General features: G+C 44.9%; 6 protein-coding genes and 1 tRNA gene. 3 read left to right on the forward strand and 4 right to left on the reverse strand.

Features of this window, described 5'->3' with window-relative positions:
- The 3 genes from ACTHMC_RS13095 to ACTHMC_RS13105 form a co-directional block, all read left to right on the forward strand.
- Positions 1-828, forward strand: an 828-nt coding sequence (locus tag ACTHMC_RS13095) for a histidine kinase (protein ID WP_440413608.1), incomplete at its 5' end; no start/stop codon positions are given.
- A gap of 1 nt (position 829) precedes the next feature.
- Positions 830-1,483 (forward strand): response regulator, encoded by a 654-nt coding sequence (locus ACTHMC_RS13100; RefSeq protein ID WP_440413610.1) that lies wholly within the window; start codon positions 830-832, stop codon positions 1,481-1,483.
- A gap of 90 nt (positions 1,484-1,573) precedes the next feature.
- The gene (locus ACTHMC_RS13105; RefSeq protein ID WP_440413612.1) at positions 1,574-2,116 is read left to right on the forward strand and encodes a hypothetical protein; all 543 of its coding nucleotides are present in this window, start codon (positions 1,574-1,576) and stop codon (positions 2,114-2,116) included.
- A 125-nt stretch (positions 2,117-2,241) separates the two neighbouring features.
- Here ACTHMC_RS13105 and ACTHMC_RS13110 read toward each other — a convergent pair whose 3' ends face one another.
- The 4 genes from ACTHMC_RS13110 to ACTHMC_RS13125 all read right to left on the reverse strand — a co-directional run.
- A complete protein-coding gene (locus tag ACTHMC_RS13110) occupies positions 2,242-2,694 on the reverse strand; it encodes a hypothetical protein (protein ID WP_440413614.1) in 453 nt (150 codons plus the stop codon).
- Between the two features lie 115 nt (positions 2,695-2,809).
- Positions 2,810-3,907 (reverse strand): slipin family protein, encoded by a 1,098-nt coding sequence (locus ACTHMC_RS13115; protein WP_440413615.1) that lies wholly within the window; start codon positions 3,905-3,907, stop codon positions 2,810-2,812.
- A gap of 528 nt (positions 3,908-4,435) precedes the next feature.
- Positions 4,436-4,509, reverse strand: a tRNA-Gln gene (locus tag ACTHMC_RS13120).
- A gap of 487 nt (positions 4,510-4,996) precedes the next feature.
- Positions 4,997-6,320: Gldg family protein (locus ACTHMC_RS13125; protein ID WP_440413617.1), on the reverse strand; the 1,324-nt coding region annotated here is incomplete at its 5' end.

Below are 6,320 nucleotides of genomic sequence, written 5' to 3' on the forward strand. Positions count from 1 at the left end.
TTCGGAGCGCTGATAATTTTAAATACTTTCTTCGGGTTGAAGATCATGGGTATCCTGGAAGAGAATTACTGGCTCGATTCTGCTTTATACATCGGCACTGCGCTGGAAGCCATCATTCTCTCCTTTGCACTGGCCACCAAGATCAATTTTTATAAGAAGGAAAAAGAGGTGATACAGGAGCAGGCCTATCAGCAGGCTGTCAATTTCTCCCGTGAGCTCATCCATATGCAGGAAACGGAAAGAAAGCGCATTGCATCGGAACTGCACGATAGTGTAGGGCAGCAGCTGATCGTTATCAAAAATAAAGTGTTGCTGGCAGAGAAGGCTGGTGCTGATGCGAAACATACGGAAGGCCTTTCAGGAAAAGTGTCTGATGTAATCCAGGAGATCAGAAGCATATCTTATGGCTTGAGGCCTTACCAGATGGATCTGCTGGGGCTGACGCAATCTGTGAAAAGCCTTGCAGAGGAAGTGTTTGATGCAGCTGGTATAGATCATAAGATCTATGCGGATAATATAGATGCATTGCTTGCCCCGGATATGCAGATGAATATTTACCGCATCATCCAGGAATGTTTCAATAATATCGCAAAGCATTCCAGGGCGCTGGAGTGTTTGATCAATATCAGGAGAGAAGAAAAACGCATCACAATCACCATTACAGATAATGGTATAGGGATCAGTAAAGATGGATGGATGAAAGGTTTTGGATTAAGAGGCATCCAGGAAAGATTGCATATTCTGAATGGTACAATGGCAACCAGAAAAGTTGAGCCCACCGGGAATAGCACCATCATCACGTTTCCAATACCTGTAAAAACAGAATAATATGCAGATGACGGATACCATAAAGATCATCATTGCTGATGATCATCCTATCTTCCTGAAAGGGTTACAGGAGGTGATCGAGGAAGAAAGAAACCTGAAGATCGTATTCCGTACCGGTAATGGGAGGGACGCGATAGAACAGGCACTGTTACGAGAAGTGGATATTGTGATACTGGATATAGATATGCCGGGAGCTAACGGATTACAGGCAGCTGAACAGATCCTGGCCGGTAAACCGGAGGTGTCCGTGATCCTGCTGACCATGCATAAAGCAAAGGATGCTTTTTTGAAAGCGCTGGAAATTGGAGTGATGGGTTATGTGCTGAAAGAAAATGCTGTGGTGGATATCATCAACGCCATCGCATCAGTATTGAAACACCAGCCTTATATCAGTCCTGAGATGTCGAGCTTTCTGCTGAAGCAGAAGAGCCGCGCCAATAATAGCCCTTTGGCCCAGCTTGAAACGCTTACTTCTTCCGAAAGGAAGATCATGCAGCTGGTGGCCAGGTATCTTTCAACCAAGGAGATTGCAGACGAATTATTCATCAGCGAAAAAACGGTCTCCAATCACCGGATGAATATTTCCAGGAAGCTGCAATTGAGTGGCAAGAACAGTTTGCTGCGTTTTGCCATCGAGAATGTATCTGCCATCTAAGTAGTACTACCCATGGAATTGAACACTTCCACTCATTGAAAAGCAGTGCGGCACGGGATAATTTTGTTCCAACAAAACAAGTTATCAGCCATGAAACAATACGCAGCAATATTTCTTCTGTTCTTTGGGCTCAGCGCATGCAGCTCCAAAAAGGATGATGATGCGGGTGGTGGTATAAAAAAGGAAATCTATTTCAAGCTTACTATCGATGGAGTAAAAAGGGAATTGGAAAATATCCACTATGCCCGCGCCGGAAAGAATGTGCAGTTGGCTACCTGGGGTAAAGATGGATTTCCCAATCTGAATGTTGTTTTAACTACAAAGACTGAAGGCGACTTCAGCGGATCTTATCCATATCATTACGATATATCTGCAGGAACATCCATCATTTTGTATGGAATAGGCGACGCCAATGGTTATGAGAGTCACTGGTGGGATTGTCCTATCGATGCTCCATTACTGGTAAAATCTCCAGGAACTATCGTTATTGAAAGTGTTGAACAAAAAGGAAGCGATGAATTTATCACCGGCAAATTCAATGTAGAGGTTTATCAGCCGCAAGGTGATTGCCCTTACCAGGAAGTAAAAACTATAAAACTTACATCGGAATTCAGGTTGAAGCGGGCCCGCTAATGCTTATTCTCAAATCGATGATTTAGTAGCAACAATGAGAAGGGGCCTTGCATTACAGACGCAGGCGAGTCGTTTTTTCCTTCGAATTGGGTTTTACCGGGGGAGTAACCAGGCTCCCCCTTTTATTATTGAGTGATCTCAATAACTTTTGCCCTGGTGATTTCCCGGATATCCTGTACCGTCAGGTCTTCCGCATCGGCATCCGCTTCTTCCCTGAACATGGAAGGATCAAGGAACAACACGGTGGCCGACAATAAAAGGCTGCTCAGTTCATCGATGTCAGGATTCTTCAACTGGTGAGTAGTAACAGGAATATTATTATTGGCGCATTGTTTTTCTGCATACCTGGAATGATTGCCGATCAGCATATCCATTTCCGCTTCGCCTTCGTTCTCGCTGATCTGGGTTTCCACCTGTTCTATATCGCTGGGAAATCCATAACTCTCCGCATCCTTTTCTCCGCTGTAGAGGTATACTCCAACAAGACTGCCTTGATGCTGTTTTGCCCATTCAATAGCTCCTTCTATCAGATGATAACCGATGCGGGTCCCGTTTAATATGAACACTCCTTCAGCCATAGACATTACATTAAAAGTGATTACTTTAAAATTACTGAATAAGTGAAATGTTTGCAGCTGTTCATGTTTTCTTAATATATGAAAAGGTTGGACCATCTGCACTGGCCCAACCTTATTATTTAGGGGAGAAGATATCCTTCAACTGTTCTACCAGTTTTCCGTTACCTCCCACGCTGATATTGCTGATCTTTTCCGCGATCTTTTCCACGTATTCCATTTCCTTCAGTTTCCACAGCATCGCGTTGTCTTCCATCAGCTTTGCCGTGTTCAGCAGGCTCCTGGTGCTGGCAGTCTCTTCCCTTCGCATGATGGCATTGGCCTGTGCTTTCTTTTCCGCAACCAGTACCTGGTTCATGATCTCTTTTACGTCACCGGGCAGGATGATATCCCTGATCCCGAATCCGTTGACCTGAACCCCGAATTCGGCTGCTTTGGTCTTCATGTTCTCCAGCACATAAGGCGCAATGGATTCTTTCTTTTCCAGTAACTCATCAAAGTTGAAACCTGCCACATATTCCCGCAAAACCAACTGTAATGCAACATAGAGCTGCTTATCATACTCTTTGTTTTCCAATAATGCTTTCCGGATATCCGTTACTTTGTATTGTGCCCATGCGTTGATCCGCAGAGCTGCCTTATCCCTGGTCAGGATTTCCTGGCCGTTGATCTCCAGTTGCAGCTGACGCATATCCACCTTACCTACATGAATGGAGATACTGTTCCTCCACCAGTTGTATACACCGCTTTCCAGTTCTCCGGCAAATTTTCCATCATAGAACAGTAATCCCTTTTCGTAGTTTTCTACAGTGCTGGTCCTCACAAAAGGAGCCACCAGCTTATGAGCCAGTGTATTCCGGTCAACAGGTTCAGTGATCTCAGGTTTGCTGAGATCCACTTTTACCATGGAATAGTTCACAGGCCCCTTCCAGTAAGCATACCGCCCTGCAGTGAGCACCTGCTTAAGCAATCCATTCTCGTACAGCAGAACGATCTCGTTGTCTTTTACTTCAACAGGGATCAATGCATCTGCCAGTGACTGATCCTGCAACAGGATATTCAGTTCAACAGGAGGTGAGAATGGCGCTATCAGGGAATAAACATGCACGGTCTCTCCATTCCAGAACCAGTAGGTTCCTTCTTTGAGCATACGCTGGTATGCTCCGTTCCTGAATACCAGTGCTGTTTCGTAGGCATTCACTTTTACCTTTTTCATTTGTTCAGGTTTTGTTGTTTTAAGAATTAAAGCCAGTACTGACGGGCATCCTGTATTCACGGAAACGGCCTGTATCAGACTTGTTCATTTTCAGTTTGACGGCTTTATCTGTCCGGCTTTGCCAACAGATCTCCGCTGTAAAAGTGGAAACGATCCGTAAGATGTCAACACATTTGCTGGTGTTTACCTGATTGTGCCGGCTGTTTGAATGGCCGCCACTGCCCGGTAGTACCGGCTTTTGTTTGGATCATCATTTTTAGAAGTGATGAGCTTCTGAATGCAACATTAACAGTGTTGTGTTCTACCATTGAACTATCACCTGCGTAAGGCGAGCAGGATTCGAACCCGCACTAAAGTCTATCGCTCTACCAGTTGAGCTAACGCGCTGACGCGTTGAGGCCTCGAACCTCAAACCTATAGATCCTGGTTGATCGCATAATTGAAGTAACAGCATACAGATAGTTACTACGTCTGCACTGCGGAACTGATACGTTCTCGCCTGGTTTACGTTCAATCAGAGGCAATCAGTTGTTGAGGCTGGACTCGAACCAGCATCCTTCCCTTCAGAGGGGAATATGCTTACGCAATTACACCACTCAACAATATGTTGTTGTTTACATACCGGCATAAAAAAACCGGCTGTTTTTTGACAACCGGTTTACATCTTTAATGGATCATTTAACTATCCATACATGAATGTTCCGGTTGATAAAATTTATGTGCACCCTGTTCCCTGCCTGAAGCAATTTGCACGGCAATATCCTGATGTAAATAATTACAACTCAACGAAGGAAGACCGTTGCCAGCAAATTGATTTTGTAAATGTTGCAGGTGCATATTGATTAAATATCGTTCCAAAAAAAAAGCCCCGAACTTAGTCGGGGCCTGTATTTCAGCGAAATCTTATTTTCAGCTTAATCAGCAAGACATGCCCCGGAAAAAATCACAGCCCTGATAGCTGATCCATTTTTCTGATTTAATATGTCTTACTAATTGTCGCATTTGTTTTTTTTGTTTTGCAATGCAAAGATGATAATTTTTTTTCGGGAAATACAAATAAATGGATTTATTTTTTTGCAACAGGTGTTTTTATCGTCTCTTGCGGTAAATCAGCAGTGAAGCTCCTGCAATCAGCAAACTCAATGGCAGTATGCCAAAGAAGAAGATCCTCAGTCTCATTACCCCGGTATCGGTACTGTCTATATGATCATTGATACGTTTGCGTTGCGGGTTTACCGGGAATTCTCCATCACTGAACCAATGGAAAATTCCTGTTATGAATCCGAAGTTGTTGTTCTCAGGTGTTCTTCTGCTCAGTTCCACAGTGCTCAGGAAATCTGCATCGGCCACAACAATGATCTTTTGTGTCTTGTTGTTTACCTGCCTCGACAGTGCAACGGATACCGGTGCATTTCCTGTTCCCTTCAGTAGCGGCGTTACTTTGAAAGCGCCCTCCACATAACTAACGGTAGATACGCCGGGCATGGTAACCACTGAGCTGTCCGATTGAAGCACTTTATATCTGTCTGAAAATTCTCCGGCTGTTTCTGTGAACAGGGCCTGTACCAGGTCAGGTGCAAAATCTTTGGTCTGCTGCACAAGGTTTTCATTGCCGGTACTTACACCGAGTTGCTTCAGTGCAGCGTCGAGGTATTGTCTGGAACCTGTTTCAGAGAGGATCAGCAAATTGCCGCCGGCATTGATATACTGCTCTATTTTCCGGGACTCATCTGCAGAGAATGCTGCTTTGGGATCGGCCAGCACCAGTGCAGATGTTTTCGCGGGGATCTCAGCTGTGGCCAGGTTGATGGTATCGATATCAAAGCCCTGGTTAACCAGGGAGTACCTGTAACTGAGCTCTGCTGCGGCTTTGCGGAGATCCGCGTCGCCTGCTCTGAATGCGCTTCTTTCATTATGACCAGTCACGAACCTGATCACCGGGATCTTTTCAGGTTCCATCAGCCTTTTCACAGCGGCAGTGATCTCCTGCTCACTGGGATAGATCATCACGTCTTCATAATAACGGAGGAAGGTTTTCCTGTCGCCATAGGTTAATTGTCTTACCAGGCGGTTCTGTTCAGGGCCAAGGTCAACTAGCTTCCTGATCTCTGCTGGGCCCAGCAATGTTTTGAAATCCATTTTCTGGATATCGGCTACTTTTTTGGCAACCTCTTCAATGCTTGACCCTTTGTAATTCCGGAGCAATGCCTTGTTATCGGCAGCATCGTAGTAATACACATACTCCATCTTCAGGTCGGGGATATAGCGCCTGTACTGGTTGAACAAACGTTCATCAAAACTTTTCTTCTCGGGTGCGCCCAGGTAGAAATTATCACCCAGTACATTGATATAGGTAGTGATGGTAAGCGGCTTGTTCATCTGTTTCAGGTAGGCGATGCTTTTATCTCCCAGG

The sequence above is a fragment of the Pseudobacter sp. genome, assembly GCF_051955275.1.
Taxonomy (GTDB): domain Bacteria; phylum Bacteroidota; class Bacteroidia; order Chitinophagales; family Chitinophagaceae; genus Pseudobacter.